At 70.3% G+C, this 19,167-nt stretch carries 17 protein-coding genes; 7 read left to right on the forward strand and 10 right to left on the reverse strand.

Annotated features, from left to right (window positions below):
* Positions 1–17: 17 nt before the first annotated feature.
* The gene (locus QFZ27_RS28900) at positions 18–845 is read right to left on the reverse strand and encodes a mechanosensitive ion channel family protein (RefSeq protein ID WP_429229905.1); all 828 of its coding nucleotides are present in this window, start codon (positions 843–845) and stop codon (positions 18–20) included.
* Positions 846–1,062: 217 nt separating this feature from the next.
* Here QFZ27_RS28900 and QFZ27_RS28905 point away from each other — a divergent pair, with 217 nt between their 5' ends.
* On the forward strand, positions 1,063–1,845 hold the full coding sequence (locus QFZ27_RS28905) for a DUF899 domain-containing protein (RefSeq protein ID WP_429229906.1): 783 nt from the start codon (positions 1,063–1,065) through the stop codon (positions 1,843–1,845).
* Between the two features lie 54 nt (positions 1,846–1,899).
* Here QFZ27_RS28905 and QFZ27_RS28910 read toward each other — a convergent pair whose 3' ends face one another.
* From QFZ27_RS28910 to QFZ27_RS28925, 4 genes are all read right to left on the reverse strand, one after another.
* Positions 1,900–4,977, reverse strand: a complete 3,078-nt coding sequence (locus QFZ27_RS28910; RefSeq protein ID WP_429229907.1) for an efflux RND transporter permease subunit — start codon at positions 4,975–4,977, stop codon at positions 1,900–1,902.
* A 4-nt stretch (positions 4,978–4,981) separates the two neighbouring features.
* Positions 4,982–6,136 carry an efflux RND transporter periplasmic adaptor subunit gene (locus tag QFZ27_RS28915; RefSeq protein WP_429229908.1) on the reverse strand — a complete coding sequence of 385 codons (1,155 nt, stop codon included), beginning with the start codon at positions 6,134–6,136 and terminating at the stop codon, positions 4,982–4,984.
* Between the two features lie 11 nt (positions 6,137–6,147).
* On the reverse strand, positions 6,148–7,671 hold the full coding sequence (locus tag QFZ27_RS28920; RefSeq protein ID WP_429229909.1) for an efflux transporter outer membrane subunit: 1,524 nt from the start codon (positions 7,669–7,671) through the stop codon (positions 6,148–6,150).
* Positions 7,672–7,758: 87 nt separating this feature from the next.
* Positions 7,759–8,376, reverse strand: coding sequence for a hypothetical protein (locus QFZ27_RS28925; RefSeq protein WP_429229910.1), 618 nt, complete (start codon positions 8,374–8,376; stop codon positions 7,759–7,761).
* Positions 8,377–8,592: 216 nt separating this feature from the next.
* Here QFZ27_RS28925 and QFZ27_RS28930 point away from each other — a divergent pair, with 216 nt between their 5' ends.
* From QFZ27_RS28930 to QFZ27_RS28940, 3 genes are all read left to right on the forward strand, one after another.
* Positions 8,593–9,279: a response regulator gene (locus QFZ27_RS28930; RefSeq protein WP_429229911.1), complete on the forward strand. Its 687-nt coding sequence runs from the start codon at positions 8,593–8,595 to the stop codon at positions 9,277–9,279.
* Between the two features lie 38 nt (positions 9,280–9,317).
* Positions 9,318–10,601, forward strand: coding sequence for an ATP-binding protein (locus tag QFZ27_RS28935; protein ID WP_429229912.1), 1,284 nt, complete (start codon positions 9,318–9,320; stop codon positions 10,599–10,601).
* Between the two features lie 99 nt (positions 10,602–10,700).
* A complete protein-coding gene (locus QFZ27_RS28940) occupies positions 10,701–12,176 on the forward strand; it encodes an MDR family MFS transporter (RefSeq protein ID WP_429229913.1) in 1,476 nt (491 codons plus the stop codon).
* Here QFZ27_RS28940 and QFZ27_RS28945 read toward each other — a convergent pair.
* Together QFZ27_RS28945 and QFZ27_RS28950 are read right to left on the reverse strand one after the other, a co-directional pair.
* Positions 12,173–13,075 carry a LysR family transcriptional regulator gene (locus QFZ27_RS28945; protein WP_429229914.1) on the reverse strand — a complete coding sequence of 301 codons (903 nt, stop codon included), beginning with the start codon at positions 13,073–13,075 and terminating at the stop codon, positions 12,173–12,175. The two genes, QFZ27_RS28940 and QFZ27_RS28945, sit on opposite strands and share 4 nt — an antisense overlap.
* Before the next feature lie 151 nt (positions 13,076–13,226).
* Positions 13,227–13,988, reverse strand: coding sequence for an NmrA family NAD(P)-binding protein (locus tag QFZ27_RS28950; RefSeq protein WP_429229915.1), 762 nt, complete (start codon positions 13,986–13,988; stop codon positions 13,227–13,229).
* A gap of 297 nt (positions 13,989–14,285) precedes the next feature.
* Here QFZ27_RS28950 and QFZ27_RS28955 point away from each other — a divergent pair, with 297 nt between their 5' ends.
* Positions 14,286–14,786: an Hsp20/alpha crystallin family protein gene (locus tag QFZ27_RS28955; RefSeq protein WP_429229916.1), complete on the forward strand. Its 501-nt coding sequence runs from the start codon at positions 14,286–14,288 to the stop codon at positions 14,784–14,786.
* Between the two features lie 50 nt (positions 14,787–14,836).
* On the opposite strand, the gene QFZ27_RS28960 is transcribed toward QFZ27_RS28955, so the two are convergent.
* Entirely contained in the window at positions 14,837–15,724 is an 888-nt protein-coding gene (locus QFZ27_RS28960; RefSeq protein WP_429229917.1) for a LysR family transcriptional regulator, read from the reverse strand.
* A 119-nt stretch (positions 15,725–15,843) separates the two neighbouring features.
* Between QFZ27_RS28960 and QFZ27_RS28965 the strand changes: the two genes are divergently transcribed.
* Together QFZ27_RS28965 and QFZ27_RS28970 are read left to right on the forward strand one after the other, a co-directional pair.
* Entirely contained in the window at positions 15,844–16,560 is a 717-nt protein-coding gene (locus tag QFZ27_RS28965; RefSeq protein WP_429229918.1) for a GNAT family N-acetyltransferase, read from the forward strand.
* Positions 16,557–17,747 (forward strand): MFS transporter, encoded by a 1,191-nt coding sequence (locus QFZ27_RS28970; RefSeq protein ID WP_429229919.1) that lies wholly within the window; start codon positions 16,557–16,559, stop codon positions 17,745–17,747. The genes QFZ27_RS28965 and QFZ27_RS28970 overlap by 4 nt, the downstream gene beginning before the upstream one ends.
* Here QFZ27_RS28970 and QFZ27_RS28975 read toward each other — a convergent pair.
* Both QFZ27_RS28975 and QFZ27_RS28980 read right to left on the reverse strand, forming a co-directional pair.
* Entirely contained in the window at positions 17,744–18,592 is an 849-nt protein-coding gene (locus tag QFZ27_RS28975) for a hypothetical protein (RefSeq protein WP_429229920.1), read from the reverse strand. The genes QFZ27_RS28970 and QFZ27_RS28975 overlap by 4 nt on opposite strands.
* 193 nt (positions 18,593–18,785) lie before the next feature.
* Positions 18,786–19,115: an ArsR/SmtB family transcription factor gene (locus tag QFZ27_RS28980; RefSeq protein WP_429229921.1), complete on the reverse strand. Its 330-nt coding sequence runs from the start codon at positions 19,113–19,115 to the stop codon at positions 18,786–18,788.
* Between the last annotated feature and the right edge of the window lie 52 nt (positions 19,116–19,167).

Here is a 19,167-nt window from a genome sequence, read left to right on the forward strand (position 1 = left end):
CCGGTTGCCCGCGGTTTTTAGGAGGCGGGCGCGTCCGAGGCAAGGCCGCCGGCGGTCAGGCGCCCCATGCTGGCCCCGATACTCTGGTTGATCCGCTGCATCAGCGCCGTCTTCACCGCGCCGACATCGCCGGTGGCCACGGGGGCGCTGACCGTCAACTCGACCACCCCGGCACCGGGCTTGGACAGGTCGACCAGCTTCGACACGGCGACGGCCGGCTCCGCCCCCGGCGCCAGGCGCGGATCGGCCTTCAGCGCGGCGACGATGTCGCGGGCCAGGTCCTCGCCAGCCGGGCCGGCCGGCGCCGGGAAGCTGATCTCCATCTTCGCCAGGCCGGGATAGGTCGAATTGTTGACGATGGCGGCGCCCCAGACCGCGCCATTGGGCAGCAGGATCTGGACGTTCGCCGGCGTCACCAGCTCGGTCATGAAGAGCGACAGCGACCGGACGGTGCCGGCCTTGCCCGCGACCTCGACTGCGTCGCCGATCTTGAACGGGCGGAAGATCAGCAGCATGACCCCGGCCGCCAGGTTGGACAGGGTGCCCTGCAGCGCCAGGCCGATGGCCAGGGAGGCGGCGCCCAGCACCGCCACCAGGCTGGTGGTCTGGATGCCGAAGATCTGCAGCACGGCGATGACGACGACCGCAAGCACCAGGTAGCGCATCAGCGACGCCAGGAAATCGGCGATGGTCGGGTCGACATGGCGGCTGCGGCCGGCGAGGCGCAGCAGCCAGCGCTCGACGAAGCGCGCCAGCCACCAGCCGAGGCCGAGCAGCACGATCGCATAGAGCGCGTTGAGGCCGTAGAAGGCGAACAACGCCCACAGATTGTCGAAATTGATCATCGGCGGTCCGGATGCGGTGTCGGCGAAGGCCCGTCGGGCGGCGTCACTTCGCTAACACGCCGCGGCGGGGATCGATCCCCAGGTTGGCGTGGGACTCGCGCCACACTTGTCACTCCCCGCTGTCCGCGGCCGGCGTCACTCTGATCTCACCATCAACACCGAGCGATGAGCGGCCTTGCGCTTCAGCCGCGGGCGTCGCCCGAATTCGGAGACAGCCATGACCAGATCGACCGAGACCGGACGGACCGGGTCCGCCATGCAGACGCCCCCCGTCGTGTCGCCGGAGGCGTGGGAGGCCGCCCACCAGCAGCTGCTGGTGAAGGAGAAGGCCCACACCCGTGCCCGTGACGCCCTCGCCGCCGAGCGCCGACGGATGCCGTGGATGGCGGTGGACGCGACCTACGCCTTCGAGGGGCCGGCGGGCAAGGTCAGCCTGCTCGACCTGTTCGACGGCCGGCGCCAGCTGATCGTCTACCGCGCCTTCTTCGAGCCGGGCGTGTTCGGCTGGCCCGACCACGCCTGCCGGGGCTGCTCGATGGTGGCCGACCAGGTCGCCCATGTCGCCCATCTGAACGCCCGCGACACCACTCTGGTCTTCGTCTCGCGGGCGCCCCAGGCGGACATCGCGCGGCTGAAGGCGCGGATGGGCTGGGAGATACCGTGGTTCACCGTCACCGACAGCTTCGACGCCGATTTCGGCGTGGACGAGTGGCACGGCACGAACGTGTTCTTCCGCGACGGCGACCGCGTGTTCCGCACCTACTTCGTCAACAACCGCGGCGACGAGCAGATGGGGAGCACCTGGAACTACCTCGACATCACGCCGCTGGGCCGGCAGGAGGTCTGGGAGGATTCGCCCGCGGGCTATCCGCAGACCCCGACCTACAAATGGTGGAACTGGCACGACAACTACGATGACGGCGCCGCCCCCGACAAGAAATGGGTCGAGGTGTCGGACGCCGGCGAGGCCGCGATGCGGGACAAGGACGCGAAGGCGTGAGGCAGCCCCGGCGGGCGGAGAATTCCGTCCGCCGGGCCGGTTGTCGGCGAGCGGTCAGGCGGCTGTCGGCTTCGGCTCCGCCTCCCCTGCCCCCTCGGCGTGGTGATCCGCGGCGAGCAGCATGTAGACGGCGGGCACCACGAACAGGGTGAAGATCGTGCCGATGGTCAGGCCGCTGGCGATGACGAGCCCCATGTTGAAGCGTGAGACCGCGCCGGCGCCGGTCGCCAGGATCAGCGGCAGCACGCCCAGAACCATGGCGCCGGTGGTCATCAGGATCGGGCGGAGGCGGATCGAGGCGGCGCCCTCGATCGCCTCGCGCCTGGTCTTGCCGGCCTGCTGCAGGCTGTTGGCGACCTCGACGATCAGGATGCCGTGCTTGCTGATCAGCCCCATCAGCGTGACCAGCCCGACCTGGGTGTAGATGTTCATGGTGGCGCCGCCGATTCCGACGCTGATGAAGGCCAGCGCGCCGGCGATCGACATCGGCACCGAGACCAGGATGATCAACGGGTCGCGGAAGCTGTTGAACTGGGCCGCCAGCGCCAGGAAGATGATGATCAGCGCCAGCGCGAACATCTGCACCAGGCCGCTCGATTCCTGCACCGTCTGGCGCGACTGGCCGCCATAGTCGACCGTGTAGCCCGGCGGCAGCGTCTGGTCGGCCAGCGTCTTGAGCTGGGCCAGCGCCTGTCCGGTCGAGATGCCGGGCGCGGGGACGCCCTGGATCGTCGCCGAGTTGAGCTGCTGGAAATGCGAGATCGAGCGCGGCGCCGCCTCGGTCTTGATCGTCGCGATCGACGACAGCGGGATCTGGGTGCCGTTCACCGCGGTGACCGGATAGTTCAGCACCTGGTCGGTGTTGAGGCGCGAGCGCTGCTGCACCTGCGGGATCACCTGGTAGGACCGGCCGTCGATGCTGAAGTAGTTGACGTAGCCGCCGCCGAGGATGGTGGCCATGGCGGTGCCGACATCGCTCATGGTCAGGCCCAGCGCGGCCGCCTTGTCGCGGTCGATCACGATCTCGGCCTGCGGCTTGTCGACCTGCAGGTCGCGGGTCAGGAACACGAACAGGCCGGTCTTCTGCGCCGCCTGCTGGAAGGCGGCGGCGACGTCGTTCAGCTCCTTGAAGCTGCCGGTGGTGCCGATCGCGAACTGGATCGGCAGGCCGTTGCTGCCCGGCAGCGGCGCCGGCTGGAAGGCCACGCTCTGGGCCGCGGCGATCTTGGCGATATCCTGCTGCAGCAGGGTCTGCACCGTGCCGGCGGTGCGCTCACGCTGGTCCCAGGGCTTCAGCACCTGGACCGCGATCGAGGTGCCGCTGCTGTCGATGCCCAGGGTGTGATCGGTCTCGGGATAGGCCCGCATCGCCGCCGCCACCTGGTCGGAGTTCGAGGCCTTCAGCGCCAAGGTCGCCTGCGGCGGGTTGGTGGTCGAGACCAGGACCGCGCCCTGGTCCTCGTTCGGCGCCAGCTCGGTCTGCGCGTCGGCATAGAGGAAGTAGATGCTGCCCAGCACGATGGCGGCGAAGACCATCGTCACCGGCACGGTGTTCAGGCTGCCGCGCAGCAGGCGCTGATAGGGCCGGCGGATGCGTTCGAAGCCGCGGTCGATGACATCCGTCAGCCGCTCCTCCCAGCCGCTGCGGTCGGCCAGGTGCGGCTTGAGGACGTGGGCGCACATCATCGGCGTCAGGGTCAGCGCCACCACCATCGAGACGGCGACGGCGCCGACCAGGGTGAAGGCGAATTCGGTGAACAGCGCGCCGGTCAGCCCGCCCTGGAAGCCGATCGGGACATACACGGCCACCAGCACCACGGTCATGGCGATGATCGGCCCGACCAGCTCGCGCGCCGCGTCGAGGGCAGCCTGCAGCGGCGTCGCCCCCTCCTCGATGTGGCGATTGACGTTCTCGACCACGATGATGGCGTCGTCGACCACCAGGCCGATCGCCAGCACCAGCGCCAGCAGGGTCAGGAGGTTGATGGAGAAGCCGAAGGCCAGCATCATCGCGAAGGTGCCGACCAGCGACAGCGGGATCGCCACCACCGGAATGAAGACCGAGCGCGGCGAGCCGAGGAACAGGAACACCACCAGCACCACGATCACCAGCGCCTCGACCAGGCTGGTCACCACCTCCTCGATCGACGAGGTGACGAAGGCGCTCGAATCGTAGATCACGGTGGTGTTCAGCCCGCTGGGCAGCTGCGCCGCGATGCCGGGCATCGCCGCCTTAACCCCAGCGACGACGTCGAGCAGGTTGGCGGTCGGCGCCACCTGGATGCCCATCATGATGCCGGTGCGGCCGTCGACCGTGGACCGGCTCTCGTAATCCTGCGAGCCGAGCACGACCTGGCCGAGATCCTTCAGCCGGATCACGGCGCCGTCCGACTGCTTGACCACCAGGTTGCGGAACTCCTCGACATCGTGCAGATCGGTCGAGGCGGTCAGGGTGATCTGGGTGGCGTTGCCCTTGGTGGTGCCGATGCCGGAGATGGCGTTGTTGTTGCCGAGCGCGGTGTAGACGTCGCTGGCGGTCAGGCCGCGGCCGGCAAGCTTGTCGGGGTCGAGCCAGACCCGCAGCGCGAACACCTTCGGGCCCAGCAGCTCCGCCGTCTGCACGCCCTGCACCGCCTGCAGCTTCGGCTGCACCACGCGGGTCAGGTAGTCGGTGATCTGGTTCGCCGCCAGGACATCGGAGTAGAGGCCGATATACATGGCGTCGATGGTCTGGCCGACCGACAGGGTGATGGTCGGCTGCTGCGCCCCCGAGGGCAGCTGGTTGAGGACCGAGCTGACCTTGGTGTTGATCTCGGTGACCGCGGCGTCGGAGTTGTAGTTCAGCCGCAGATTGACAGTGATGCTCGAGACGCCGCTGGTCGAGGACGACGTCATGTAGTCGATGCCGTTCGCCTGGGCGATGGCGTTCTCCAGCGGCGTGGTGATGAAGCCGGCGATCACGTCCGGATCGGCGCCGGAATAGGTGGTCGAGACGGTGACGACCGCGTTCTCGGTCTTCGGATACTGCCGCACCGCCAGCGAGGCATAGGACTGGTAGCCGAGGACCACGATCAGCAGGCTGACCACCAGCGCCAGCACCGGCCGGCGGATGAAGATGTCGGTGATGTTCATGGCGTCAACTCGGGTCCGCCGGGGCCGCGGCCGGGTCGTTCGGCGGTGTCACCGCGTTGTTGACGGTGACCGGCGAGCCGTTCTGCAGCTTGAGCTGGCCGGAGGTGACGACGGTGTCGCCCTCGGCCACGCCCTTCGCCACCGCGACCTGGTCGCCGCGGCTGCCGGCGGTGGTGACGAAGATCTGCTTCACCGTCTGGGCCGCCCCCTGGCCGTTCGCCCCCTGCCCCGCCACGACATAGGCGATGTCGCCATAGGGGTTGGAGACGATCGCCGTCGCCGGCAGGGTGACGTAGCGCTGCGGCTGGCCGACCGCGACCGCGGCCTTGCCGTACATGCCCGGCAGCAGGACATGGTCCGGGTTGGCGAAGCTGGCCCGGACCGTCAGGCTGCGAGTGGTGCTGTCGACCAGCGGGCTGATCGCAGTGATCTTGCCGTCGAAGCTCTGGCCCGGATAGCCGTCGACCGTCGCCGCCACCGGCTGTCCGACCTTGAGCTTGGCCAGCGCCTGCTGCGGCAGGGTGAAGTCGAACAGGATCGGGTCCAGCGACTGCAGGGTGACGATGGTGGTGCCGGCGGCGAGATACTGGCCGAGATCGGCCTCGCGCACGCCGAGCCGGCCGGCAAAGGGCGCCTTGACCGACTTCTTGTCGATCAGCGCCTGCTGCGCCGCCACCTGGGCCTGCGCCTGCTTCAGCGTGGCGAGGTCGCTGTCGACTGTGGCCTGGCTGACGCCCTGGGCCTTGAGCTGCTTCAGGTCGCGGTCATAGGTGACCTGGGCGTTGTCGGCGGCCGCTTGGTACTGCTTCAGCGTCGCCAGGTCCTCCTCGGCGCGCAGCTGCAGCAGCGGCGTGCCGGCGGCGATGTCCTGGCCGTCCTGGAAGCCGATCGCCTCGACGATGCCCGCCACCTCGGAGGACAGGGCAGCGCCGTTGACCGCGCGGAAGCTGCCCACCGCCTCCAGCCGCTCCTGCCAGTCGCTGGAGGCCGCGGTGATGGTCGACACCGTCTGGGCCGGGTTGCTGCGGGCCGCGATCGCCTGGGCGATCATCCGGCTCTTGAAGGCCTGGAAGCCGAAGATGCCGCCCAGGATCACGCCGATCACGATCAGCATCACCACCATGCGGAGGATCAGCGAAGCCGTTCTGCTCTTGGCCATGTCTGTGTCCGTCACTCGGGCAGGCTGGGGGTCGGCTGCTTCTTGCCGGCGGGGATGTCGGTGCGGTTCCACCAGCCGCCGCCGAGCGCCTGGTACAGCGCCGCGGTGTCGCTGAGCCGCAGGGCCTGAGCCTGGATCCGGCTGATCCGCGCGTTCAGCAGCGCGGTCTGCGCGGTCAGCACGGTGGTGTAGGTGGTGGCGCCGGCCTGGTACTGGCTGCGGGCGATGCCGAGGCTGCGCTGGGCCGCCTGCTCCGCCGCCAGTTGCGCCTTCAGCGTGTCGGCGTCGTACTGGATCGCGTGCAGCGTGTCGGCCACGTCCTGGAACGACGACAGCACGGTGCTGCGGTACTGCGCCGCCGCCTGGTCGAAGCCGGCTTCGGCCGCGCGCTTGTCGTGCAGCAGCGAGCCGCCGTCGAAGATCGTCTGCACCACCTGCCCGGCCAGGCTCCAGGCGATGGTGCCGGGCGAGAACAGGTTACCGAAGCTGTTCGCGCTGCTGCCGTAGCTGGCGCTGAGCGTGATCTGCGGCAGCATGTTGGCGATGGCGACGCCGATCTTGGCGCTGGCCGCCTGCAGCTGCGCCTCGGACGACCGGATGTCCGGCCGCTGCTCGACCAGCCTGGACGGCAGGCTGAGCGGCAGGTCGGCCGGCAGGGTCAGTCCGGACAGCTCGAAATCGTCGCCGGAGATCTCGCTGGGGAAGCGGCCGAGATAGACGGCGAGCTGGTTGCGTTGCTGCGCCAGCTGCTTCTGCAGCGGCGGCAGCAGCGCCTCGTCCTGCGCCACCGTCGCCTGCTGCGACGCCACATCGGCCTGCGAGATGCCGCCGAGCGAGAATTGCTGCTGCAGGATACCGAGGAAGGCGCGCTCGGCCTTGATGATGTCCTCGGTGGCCGCAATCTGGGCCCGCAGCGAGGCCTCCTGGATCGCCGCCGTCACCACGTTGCTGCTGATGGTCAGGTAGCTGGCCTCGAGCTGGTAGCGCTCGTAATCGGCCGTGGCCTGCAGCGATTCGATATTGCGCCGGGTGCCGCCGAACACGTCGAGGTCATAGGACACGTCGACCGACGCGCCGGTGACGTTGTAGACCGAGGTGACGGTGCGCGACCCGGCGGTGGTCGATACCGTGCTGTTGCTCTGCTCCCGCGTGGCGGAGCTGGAGCCGGTGACGGTCGGGAACAGCTCGCCCTGCCCGGCCGCGACATTCTCCTGCGCCTGGCGCAGCGCCGCCTGGGCCGACTGGATGTCGGGATTTGCCTTCAGCGCCTCGGCCACCAGCCGGTTCAGCGGCTCGGACCGGAACACGCGCCACCAATCGCCCGGGATGTCCCGGCCGCTCTGGATGCGCTGCGCGGCGCCGCCCGGCACATTGGCCGACGCGGTCTGCGCCAGCGGCGTGCCGGGCGTGTACTGGCCGACGCCCGGCGCGGCCGGACGCTGGAAATCGGGGCCGACCGCGCAGCCCGCCAGGATCAGGGCGACCATAGTTAGTGAGGGCAGCGACGCGGTGCCCCGCAGAAGATGTGATCTCACGATGACCGATCAGTGTCGGGAAGAGGCAGAAGCCATCGGGCCGGCCCGGGTGCGTGGGGGGAACACCAGGCCGGCCCGACCGGTCCGTCAGCCGGCGTGGGGCACCGGACGCTCGGCCGGGGGGCCGAAGCGCTGATCCTGCGGACCGGGACCAGGAAGGGCGCGCGGCGGCGGTCCCATGTGCCGCTCGCCCTGCTGCAGCAGGGCGATCTGCTCCGGCGACAGCCGGTCGCGCAGGGTGGCGATCGCCGATTTCAGCGTCTCCGCCGCCTCGGCCCGGGCGATCGCGGCATCGGCCAGGCGCTCGGCCGGGGCGAAGGCCTCCGATCCCTTGCCATCGATCGCCAGCGTGGGCGGCCGCGGCGGCTCCGCCACGGCCAGGAGGGCGCTGGTGTAGTCGCGCCAAGCGTCGAGCTGGTCGGCGCGGATGCCGATCAGTGTCTCGAGACCGGCCAGGTCGCGGGCCAGCTTCAGCTTGAAGTCGGGCCGCCAGATGCCCGGCCGGTCCGGACCGTGCCCGTCCGGTCGGCCGGGACCGGACACACCGCCGGGCCCCCACGGCATCGCATAGGAGGTGGCGGCGTGGATCGTGTTGGCGTTGACCGGGTCGGCCAGGGCGGTGCCGCCCGGGCTCATCACCGTGCCGAGGGTGAGACCGATGACACCGGCCGTCGCAACACCGATGATGGCGACAGTGGATTTCATCGAGTGCCTCGCTCCTGGTTGCTGTGGACGAGGCGAAGCTAGGAGCGCCGTGTTGCTGCCTTTCGTCGTCCCGTTGCCGAATATGAGCCGGCAGAGGAAAATGATGTCTCAACATTGCCATCCGGCCGCCGGCAATATTCCGTTGCAGAAAATCCATCGCCCGCCGCGTCCGGCCCCGTAAAGATCATGGCAACAGCTTTGGCGACTTCACGATCGATGCAGAATTCTCCCCATATCCTGGTCGTCGACGACGATCCCGAGATCCGTCGTCTGCTCGGCCGCTATCTCGACGGCCAGAACTTCCGGGTCACCCTGGCCGCCGACCGGCGCGAATGCGAGGAGCGCCTGGCCGCCGGCCGGATCGACCTGCTGGTGCTGGACGTCATGCTGCCCGACGGCTCCGGCCTCGAGATCTGCCGCGAGCTGAGCCGGCGCAAGCCGCATCTGCCCGTGATCCTCCTCACCGCGCTGAAGGAGGATGTCGACCGCATCATCGGGCTGGAGATCGGCGCCGACGATTATCTCGGCAAGCCGTTCAACCCGCGCGAGCTGGTGGCGCGAATCCGTGCCGTGCTGCGCCGGACCGGGGCGACCGTGCCGGACGAGGCGCCGCCGGTCGGCCGCTACCGCTTCGCCAGCTTCGTAGCCGACCCCGCCACCCGGCGCATCCTCGACGACACCGGCGAGGAGGTGATCCTGACCGGCGCCGAGTTCGAGCTGCTGCTGGCCTTCCTGGAGCGCCCGGGCCGGATCCTGTCGCGCGACCAGCTGCTGGACCTGACCCAGGGCCGCGAGGCGGAGCCGCTGGACCGGTCGATCGACGTGCTGGTCAGCCGGCTGCGCCGCAAGCTGGGCGACGGCGGCCGGTTCCAGCTGTTCAAGACGGTGCGCAACGGCGGCTAGCAGCTCGCCGTCGCGGTCGAGCCGATGGGGGCGTCGGCGTGAACACGCTGCGCGCCCGCATCATCCTGCTACTGGCGGTGTCCATCATCGCCGTGGTCGGTATCGCCAGCTTCGTCGCCCTGCTGCTGCTGCGCGAGCCCTCGCCGGCCCGCACCGTCGAACCCTTCGCCCGCCAGATCCGGCTGATCGCCGACCTGGTCGAGAACGGCATCGGGCCGGTCGACAACCCCCGGCGGGCCGCCGATTTCGAGGTGCATCCGACCCCGGCGCCCGGCGAGCCGGATCAGCGCGGGGGCGAGCTGCTGCAGGACGCGATGCGCGCCACCGGCCCCGGCCAGCGGGTAATGGTGACCCGGCAGAGCCGGGACGAGCAGTCGATCCTGTCGGTGCAGATCGACCCGGCCCGCTGGCTGTGGCTGCCGATGCCCGACCTGCCGATCCCGCAGGGCGTGCCGACGGCGTTCGCCGGCTGGATGCTGCTGCTGGTGCTGGGGGCGATCGGCATCGCCGCGGTCGCCGCCGACCGGGTGATCCGGCCCCTGGCCCTGTTGGAAGGCACCATCGCCCGGATCGGTCCGGACGGCACCCTGCCCGAGCTGGCGGAGACCGGCTCGGCCGAGATGAAGACCACGGCGCGGACGCTGAACCGCCTGTCGGCCCGGCTGCGCGCGGCGATGGAGAGCCGGATGCGCCTGGTCGCGGCCGCCGGGCACGACCTGCGCACGCCGATGACCCGGATGCGGCTGCGCGCCGAGTTCCTGCCGGAGGAGGAGCGCGAGGCCTGGCTGAAGGACCTCGACGAGCTCGACCGCATCGCCGACAGCGCCATCCGGCTGGTGCGCGAGGAGGTCGAGGCCGGCGACGCCGAGCCGCTGCGGCTCGACCGGCTGGTCGCGACCGTCAGCACCGAGCTGGCCGAGCAGGGGCTGCCGGTGACGCTGCTGCGGGCCGAGCCGGCGTCGGTCAAGGCCGGGCCGCTGGCGCTGAAGCGGGCACTGCGCAACCTGGTGATCAACGCCGCCACCCATGGCGGGGGGGCGGAGGTGACGCTGGACGCCGCCCGGGGCGAGGGCGAAGGCGAGGCCCGCATCACCATCACCGACCGCGGCCCCGGCATCCCGCCGGACCTGCTGGCCCGGGTGTTCGAGCCGTTCTTCCGGGTCGATCCTGCGCGGCGCCAGACGGTGCCGGGCGCCGGCCTCGGCCTCGCCATCGCCAAGGAGATCGTCGACCGCACCGGCGGCCGCATCGAGATCGCCAACCGGCCGAAGGGCGGGTTGGTCCAGACCGTGACGCTGCCGCTGAAGGACGCGGCAGCCTAAGCCGCAAGGCTGGTCCCGGTCCTTCGCCGCCCTCCCCGCTTGCGCGAGCCGCTAGGATGGGATGCCCCGACTCGCGCGGGGCGGGAGGAAGCGGCAAACATGAATCTGACCCAGTCCGAGGTCCACACCATCGTGCTCGGCGCCCTGCTGGCGCTGTTCCTGTCGGCGCTGGACCAGACCATCGTCGCCACCGCCCTGCCTTCGATCGGGCGCGAGCTCGGCGATTTCGAGCTGATCTCCTGGGTCGTCACCGCCTATCTGCTGACCTCGACCTGCGCCACGCCGATCCTCGGCAAGCTCAGCGACCTGTATGGCCGCCGGCTGATGCTGCTGGGCTGCCTGATCCTCTTCCTGGTCGCATCGGCGCTGTGCGCCCTCTCCACCTCCATGACCATGCTGATCGCGTCCCGCGCCCTGCAGGGGCTGGGCGGCGGCGGCCTGCTGACCCTGGCCCAGACGGTGATCGCCGATGTGGTGGCACCGCGCGAGCGGGGCCGCTACGCCGCCTATTTCGCCACGGTCTGGGCCGGCTCCGCCCTGATCGGCCCGACCCTCGGCGGCGCCCTGACGCAGTATGTCGGCTGGCCCTGGATCTTCTGGATCAACCTGCCGCTGGGCCTGCTGGCGCTCGTGATCGTCGACCGGGCGCTGCGCAGGCTGCCGGTGCCGCGGATCAAGGCGCGGATCGATTTCGTCTCGATCGCCCTGCTCACCCTCGGCACCACGGCGCTGCTGCTGGGCCTGTCCTGGGGCGGCACGGCCTTCCCCTGGGCGTCGCTGCCGGTGGTCACGGCGGTAGCGGTGGCCGTCCTCGGCGGCTGGCTGTTCTTCCGCCGCCAGGGCCGGGTGGCGGAGCCGATTCTGCCGCCGCGCTTCCTCGGCGACGCCGTGGTCGGGCCGGTGCTGCTGTCCGTCTTCCTCGCCTTCGGCGGCTATCTGGTGCTGGCGGTGCTGGCGCCGACCTATCTGCAGGTGGCGCTGCAGGCCGACACCGGCGAGGTCGGGCTGCTGATGATCCCGCTGATGGTGTCGACCACCATCACCGCCTCGCTGTGCGGCCGTTCCATCACCCGCACCGGCACCTATCGCCGGCCGCCGCTGCTCGGGCTGCCGGTGGCGATCGTGGCGTCGCTGGCGCTGGCGGCGGTGGCGACGCACACCACGCCGCTGGTCGCCTCCGGCCTCCTGATGATCGTCGGGTTCGGCGTCGGCCCGATCTTCCCGGCCAGCATGGTGGCGTCGCAGAACGCCGCGGCGATCCGCGACCTCGGTGCGGTGACCGGCGCCGTCGGCTTCTCCCGCGCGCTGGGCGGCGCCATCCTGGTCGCCGCCGGATCGGCGCTGGTGCTGGGGCTGATCGTGGCCTGGAGCCCGTCGGTCGGCTCGGTCTCGGGGCTGGAGGAGCTGGTGCGCCGGCCGCTGAGCGAAGCCGAGCGCGTCGAGATCGCCCGCGCCTTTGCCGTGCTGTTCGCGGCAGTGGCGACGGTCTTCGCCCTCAGCTTGGTGACCTATCTGCGGGTCGAGCACCGGCCGCTGCGCACGCAGACGCATAACGCCGATGGAGGGGCGGGCTAACGCCGCTCCCAGATCGGCTCCGTGGCGAAGCGCTCGACCAGGAAGTCCACCACCGCGCGCACCTTGGGAGCCAGGTTGCGGTTGTGCGGCCAGACGGCGTAGATCGCGCCGAACGGGTTCTCGTAGTCGGTCAACAGCGGCACCAGCCGCCCGGCGGCGATGTCGGGACCGACGATGAAGTCCGGTGACAGGGCCAGCCCAGCGCCGGCCAGCAGCGCCGCCAGCGTCACCTCGGCGTTGTTGGCGCGAAGCCTGCCGTCGACCCGCACCGTCTCCAGCCGCCCGTCCGGACCGAGGAACTCCCATTCGTTCTGGTCGGTGGCGTAGCTGTAGAGAATGCAGTCGTGCTGCAGCAGCTCGGCCGGGGTGCGCGGCACGCCGTGGCGCTCGAGATAGGACGGCGCGGCGCAGACCACCCGCCGGCACGAGGCGATGCGGCGGGCCACCAGGCTGGAATCCTGCAGCCGGGTGATCCGGATCACCAGGTCGAAGCCCTCGGCCACGACGTCGACGAAACGGTCCTCGAACAACGCCTCGATCCGCAGCTCGGGCCAGCGCGCCAGCATCTCCGGCACCAGCGGCGCCAGGTATTCCCGGCCGAAACTGGCCGGCGCGCTCAGCCGCAGCAGGCCGCGCGGCTCGGCCGAGAGATGGGTGATCGCCCGCTCCGCCTCCTCCACCTCGTGGACGACCCGCAGGCAGCGCTCGTAGAAATCCTGCCCGGCATCGGTCGGGCTGAGAGTGCGGGTGGTGCGGTTCAGCAGGCGGGCGCCGAGCCGGTCCTCCAGCTTCGCGATCTGCTTGCTGACCGCCGATTTCGACAGGCCGAGCCGCGCCGCCGCCGCCGAGAAGCTGCGGCTGTCGACGACCTGGGCGAAGACGATCATGGCGCCGGGCATGTCCATGACCGGCAAGGTCTACGAGGCGAAGCGCGGGGTCAACGATCGCGCGGCCCGCTGCGCACGAGCGCGCCGACATAATCCCGCAGCGTCACCGACCCGCGCACGGGCTGATCCGGCATCTCGAAGCCGCCGTCGACGCTGGCCGCGGTCATGCGGGCATAGGATCGCGCGGCCGGCGCAGAGAAGCCAATATCGCGGAAGGTCTGCTCCCACGCGCCTCGCGCGGGATCTCCTTCACCTCGACCGGGCGGCCAAGCGCCGCGGCGAAGGCGGTCGCCACATCGGCGGCGGAATACGCCTCCGGCCCTTCGACGTAGTGGAGGCCGGTCCGCTCGACCGGATCGGTCAGCCATCGCGCCGCGGCCTTGCCGAGATCCTGCGGCGCGACCATCGGGATCTTCAGCCCGGCCGGGAGCATGGTCGGCAGCACGCCGCTATCGCGCACTGCCGGCAGCGACGGCGCCCAGTTGCTCATATAGTAGCCGGCGCGCTGGATCGTGGCCGGGATCGGCTGCGCCTTCAACCCCTGCTCAAGCTCGTACAGGACGGTGAGGTCGCCGACACGCTCGCCCGGCTGCGCGCCATAGGTCGATTCGGCCACCACCTTCTCCAGGCCCGAGCCGTCGAGCGCCGCGAGGATGCAGCGCACCGTCTCGCGCTCCTCGGCATCCGTATCGGTCGAGTCATCCGCCGGCGGGTTGAGCAGGAAGGCGCACCTGCCCCGGCGGAACACGGCCCGCAAGCGATCGACGTCATGCACGTCCGCGATCGCCGCTCCGGCACCGCGCCGCTCCCAGATCTCGGCCTGGGTGGCGCTGCGCGTGACGATGGTGACCAGTTGGCCCTGGTCGAGGAGCGCACCAGCCGCCGCCGAGCCGACATGGCCGGTGCCGCCGAGGATGATGAACATGCGTCGCTCCCGTGTCGTTCATCGACAGGACAGCCGATCCGGTCGCCGGGTTCCCGTCGGGACCGGTCGGGGCTTGACCTCGACACCGAGGCGGGGAGCCGGTGCCGGCACCGCAGAAAATCATCCATAATCCATTGTTATCGCAGGATTCTTCCCTTGAAATTCAGCCCATGCGGCCTAAATGGAAGGTGCGCCGGTCGCCTGCCCTGCCGGGACCGGCGGTCCTGAGGGGGCTCCGGCTCTCCGGACCTTCCTCAGCCCATGTTGCTCGTGTCGAGGATATGGAAGGAGGACGAGATGATGCGTGACCTGATTCCCTGGGGCCGCGGCCGTTCGGTCGAGCCTTATCGCGACGAGGGCAGCCCTCTGCTGTCACTGCATCGCGAGATGAACCGCCTGTTCGACGAGGCGTTCCGCGGCTTCGGTTCGCCGTCGCTGTTTGGCGACGGTGCCGGCTGGCCGCAGTTGGAGCTGGCCGAGACCGACAAGACCGTGACCGTGTCGGCCGAGATCCCCGGCCTCGATGAGAAGGATGTCGAGGTCACTCTCGCCGATAGCGTTCTGACCATTCGCGGCGAAAAGAAATCCGAAATCGAGGACAAGCAGCGTCAGTTCAGCGAGCGCAGCTATGGTCGCTTCGAACGGCGGGTCGCGATCGGCCGCGAGGTCGACGAGGACAAGATCGAAGCGTCGTTCAGGAACGGCGTCCTGACGGTCACCCTGCCGAAGACCGAGCGCGCCCAGAGCAGGGCGCGCCGCATTGCCATCAATGGCGGCGGCAGCAAGAAGGCGGCCTGATCGGCCGTAGCCGCAAGCGCCGGAGCGGTTCGCGCCGCCCGGCGCCTTTTTCATGCGCGCTCGGCCGCCGCCTGCTTCAGCGCCGCGATGATCTCGCGCAGGCCGCGGGCCAGCGGCTTGTCGCGGCGCAGCACCAGACCGAGCCGGCGGTGCAGCCGCGGCGACAGTGGATGGACGGTCAGGCCGGGCGCCTGCTGCACCGCCATCGAAGGCAGGATGGCGCAGCCGAGGCCGGCGCCGACCAGCTCTTTGATCGCCTCGACGCTGCCCAGCTCCATCACCGGCTTCAGGCTGATCCCGGCGCGGGCGAACCAGTCGTCGACGATCCGCCGCGTGTGGCCGCCGGGCTCATACGCCACCACCGGCCGGCCGGCCAGCGAGGCCGGGGTTACCGCCGGCGGCAGGTCGTCGGCCTCGGCCGGGGCGACGGCGACGAACTCCTCCTCCATCAGCGGCGTCACGGCGAAGGCGCGGCCCGGCGCCGGCAGGGTGACGAGGCCGAGGTCGAGCGCGTTCTCCTCCAAGAGGCGCAGGATGCCGGTGGTGTTGCCGGTCGAAACCACGATCTCGAGCGACGGCAGGCGGCGGCGCAGCGCCCGCAGCACCGGCGGCAGCAGGTAGATGCAGGCGGTCGAGCCGGTGCCGAGACGCACCCGCCCGGCCGCGCCGCCGGCATGCTCCGCCATCGCCTCGACCGCCGCGGCGACCTCGGCCTCGATCCGACCGGCATGGACCAGCAGGTCCCGCCCCGCCGCGGTGGGCGTGGCCCGCCGCCCGACCCGCTCGACCAGCCGGATGCCGAGCCGAGTCTCGAGCTGCCGGATCTGCAGGCTGACCGCCGGCTGGGTCAGGTTCAGCCGGGCCGCGGCGCCGGAGAAGCTGCTGGCCCGGATCACCTCGGCGAAGGTCCGCAGCTGGTCGAGGTTGAGTCCGCGCATCCAAAGAATTCCTTATGCTCTGCATTGGATATCCAAATTTCCCTTATCCATCACGAAAGCGCAATCTCGGCCTGTTCCCACCACGGCCTTGCCCGATGCCTTGCCCTGTGTTGTCCGAGATGCTGCATTGGTTCGCTGCCTCGCCGCAGTCCCGCCGGCGCCAGCTGGTACTGCTGCGCGGGCTGGACGACCAGCGTCTGGCCGATCTCGGCATCTGCCGTAGCGAGGCGCTGCGCGGCCGCGCCGATCCTGAGCGCCCAAATACTGATCGAGAAACCACCATGCCCGACCGACCCCTCGCCTCCCCGATCACCATCCGCGACGCGGCGGAGGCGGACCTGCCGGCCGTCCAGGCGATCTATGCCCGGCACGTGCTGCACGGCTTTGCCAGCTTCGAGGAGGTGCCGCCGGAGACCGCGGAGCTGGCGGCCCGGCGGGCGGCGGTGCTGGCCCAGGGCCTGCCCTATCTGGCGGCGGAAATCGAGGGAAGGCTGGTCGGCTATGCCTATGCCGGCGCCTACCGGCCGCGCCCGGCCTATCGCCACACCATCGAGGATTCGGTCTATGTCGCCGACGGCCTGGCCGGCCGCGGCATCGGCCGGGCGCTGCTGGCGGCGCTGATCGAGCGCTGCGAGGCCGGCCCCTGGCGGCAGATGGTGGCGGTGATCGGCGACAGCGGCAATGTCGGCTCGATCGCCCTGCACGAGGCCTTCGGCTTCCGCCGGGCCGGCCTGCTGCAGTCGACCGGTTTCAAGCTCGGGCGCTGGGTCGACACCGTGCTGATGCAGCGGGCGCTCGGGCCCGGCGACACCACCCTGCCCTGGCCGCGCGGGTGATCCGGCGCGGCACGGTTCTCGGCCTCGGCCTAGCGCAGCTGATCAGCTGGGGCACCATCTACTACCTGATCGGCGGCTTCGGCCCACGGATCATCGCCGAGACCGGCTGGAGCCACACCCTGGTGCATGGCGGCTTCTCCGCCGCGCTGCTGGCGATGGGGCTGTCCTCCGCCTGGGTCGGACGGCTGATCGACCGGCGCGGCGGCCGCTTCGTGATGACGGCGGGATCGGTGCTGTCGGCGCTCGGCTGCATCGGCCTCGCCTTGGCCCGGGATCCCGTCTCCTACTATGCCGCCTGGCTGGTGCTGGGCCTGGCGATGCGCTGCACCCTGTACGACGCCGCCTTTGCCGCGCTGGCGCGGATCGGCGGGGCGCAGGCGCGCAAGCCGATGGCGCAGATCACGCTGCTCGGCGGCCTGGCCTCGACCGCCTTCTGGCCGATCGGCGAACAGCTGGCCACCGCCTTCGGCTGGCGCGGCGCGGTCTTCGCCTATGCCGGCTTCGCGCTGCTGACCATCCCGTTGCATCTGGCCCTGCCCGCCGGCCGCGCCGGCGAGCACGCGCGGCCGACCGTGGCGGCGCCCCCGGCCGAAATCCGGCGGGAGCATTGGATCGCCGGCGGCCTCTACGCCCTGATCGTGACCCTGACCAACATCCTGAACGCCGGCATGTCGGCGCATATGATCGGCATCCTGGCCGGGCTCGGCCTCGCCGCGCCGGTCGCGGTGTGGATCGCGACTCTGCGCGGCATCGGCCAGTCCGGCGCCCGGCTGGCGGAGGTGCTGTTCGGCGGCGGACTGTCGCCGCCGGCGCTGACCCTCGCGGCAGCGGCCGTGCTGCCGCTGTGCTTCGTGGTGGGGTTGTGGAGCGGGCAGTTCGCGGCGGCGGCGGTCGCCTTCGCCTTCCTGTACGGCGCCGGCAACGGCCTGCTGACCATCACCCGTGGCACGCTGCCTCTGGTGCTGTTCGACCCGGGCCGCTACGGCGCCATCGCCGGCCGGCTGCTGGTGCCGGGCTTCCTGTGCTCGGCCGCGGCGCCGATCGTCTATGCCGCGGTGATCGAACGACTGGGCGAGGCCGCGGCGCTGTGGCTCTCCGCCGCGCTGGCCGCCATCACCCTGGCCGCGGCGGCGATATTGTGCACCGTGGTCCGCGCCGCCCGGGCGGCGCCGGTGTCGGGTCCCTAGGCGGAATTGGCCCAGTAGGCCTCGCGGCGGTCGACCACCAGGTCGCCGCGCCCGCTGTGGCCGGCATCCTTTCGGCCGCCCTTGACGTGGTCCATGAAGCGGCCGAGGCGCGAATTGATCAGCACATGCTTGGCCCGGGCACCGATGCCCTCGGCGATGTCGTAAGAGCGGTGGCCGGCCTGCTCGATCTGGCGGCGGACCACGTCGAACAGATAGGCGTCGTGGAACTCGTATTCCCGGAACAGCCCATCCTCGGTGTACAGCCGCTCGAACGCCGCCAGCATCTCCTGCGTCGCCGGGTGGCGCAGGTTGTAGGCGATGAAGCCGCATTCGGTGTAGGTCGGCCGCTGCAGATGGCCGACGAAGCAGTCCGGCGGCACGAAGCTCTCCAGCTCCGCCTGCGTCGGCGCGGCGAAAAACAGGCTGTCGGCATCGACCCAGATCAGCACGTCGCTGTCGCAGGTCCTGGCGGCGTGGAAGATCGCGAAGGCCTTGTGGGCGAAGCGCACCGCGTCCCAGCGGAAGCCGGCGCCCCAGTTGCGCTCGCCCAGCTTGATCCGGTTCTTGTAGGGGTTGCGCGACAGCTTGAAGCGGTAGCGCTGGGTCTGGCCATGCGCCAGCGGGTTGTCGGCATGGCGGCGCTTGAACGCCATCAGGTCCGGGCAGCTCCTGACCAGGTCGCGCACCACGATCCGGTCGCTTCGCACCTCGGGCACGAAGTTCTCGCGATACAGGATCAGCGGGATCTCGTCCGGCCAGTGCCGATCGAAGGTCTCGATCATGCGTCGGCCGTATTCGGCATAGCCGGCGGCGTGGCAGGTGGTGACGACTGAGAAGGTCCGCATGGGCTGACTCGGATGACGCCGACTGTCATCGACTGGGGATTTCAGGGATTGTTGGGCTCGAAACACGCGGGGACCCGCTGCGTTCCCGAGCCTTTGCGGTACGGGCACCATAGCCGGTTAGGATGGTATGCCGAAATTACCGTTTCGTAACCGAAAGGTCCCGGACAGCCGCGGATTCGCTCGATGCGGAGCGCTACGACCCCGGCCCGGACGGCTTCGCCCTGCGCGCATTTGTCACGACCGAGTCGAGCAGGCCGGGGAATTTCTCGTCCAGGTCGTCGCGCCGCAGCGAGATGAAGCGCTGGGTGCCCTCGATCCGCGTCCGGGTGACGCCGGCCTCGCGCAGCTTGGCGTAGTGGTAGGACAGCGCGGTCTTGGTGGCGGCGTCGCCGAAGCTGCTGCAGGACACCTCGCCGACCTCGGCCAGCGTGGCCACGATGCCCAGCCGGGTCGGGTCGCTGAGCGCGGCCAGGATGGTGACGAGGTCGAGCTGGTCGCGATCGGGGTGGAAGGGCGGGCGCATGCCGCGAAATCTAGTCGATCGGCCGTCCCGTTTCAATGTTCAACGAATATTG

It is taken from the genome of Inquilinus ginsengisoli (genome assembly GCF_050434925.1).
In the GTDB taxonomy this organism is placed as follows: Bacteria; Pseudomonadota; Alphaproteobacteria; order DSM-16000; family Inquilinaceae; genus Inquilinus; species Inquilinus ginsengisoli_B.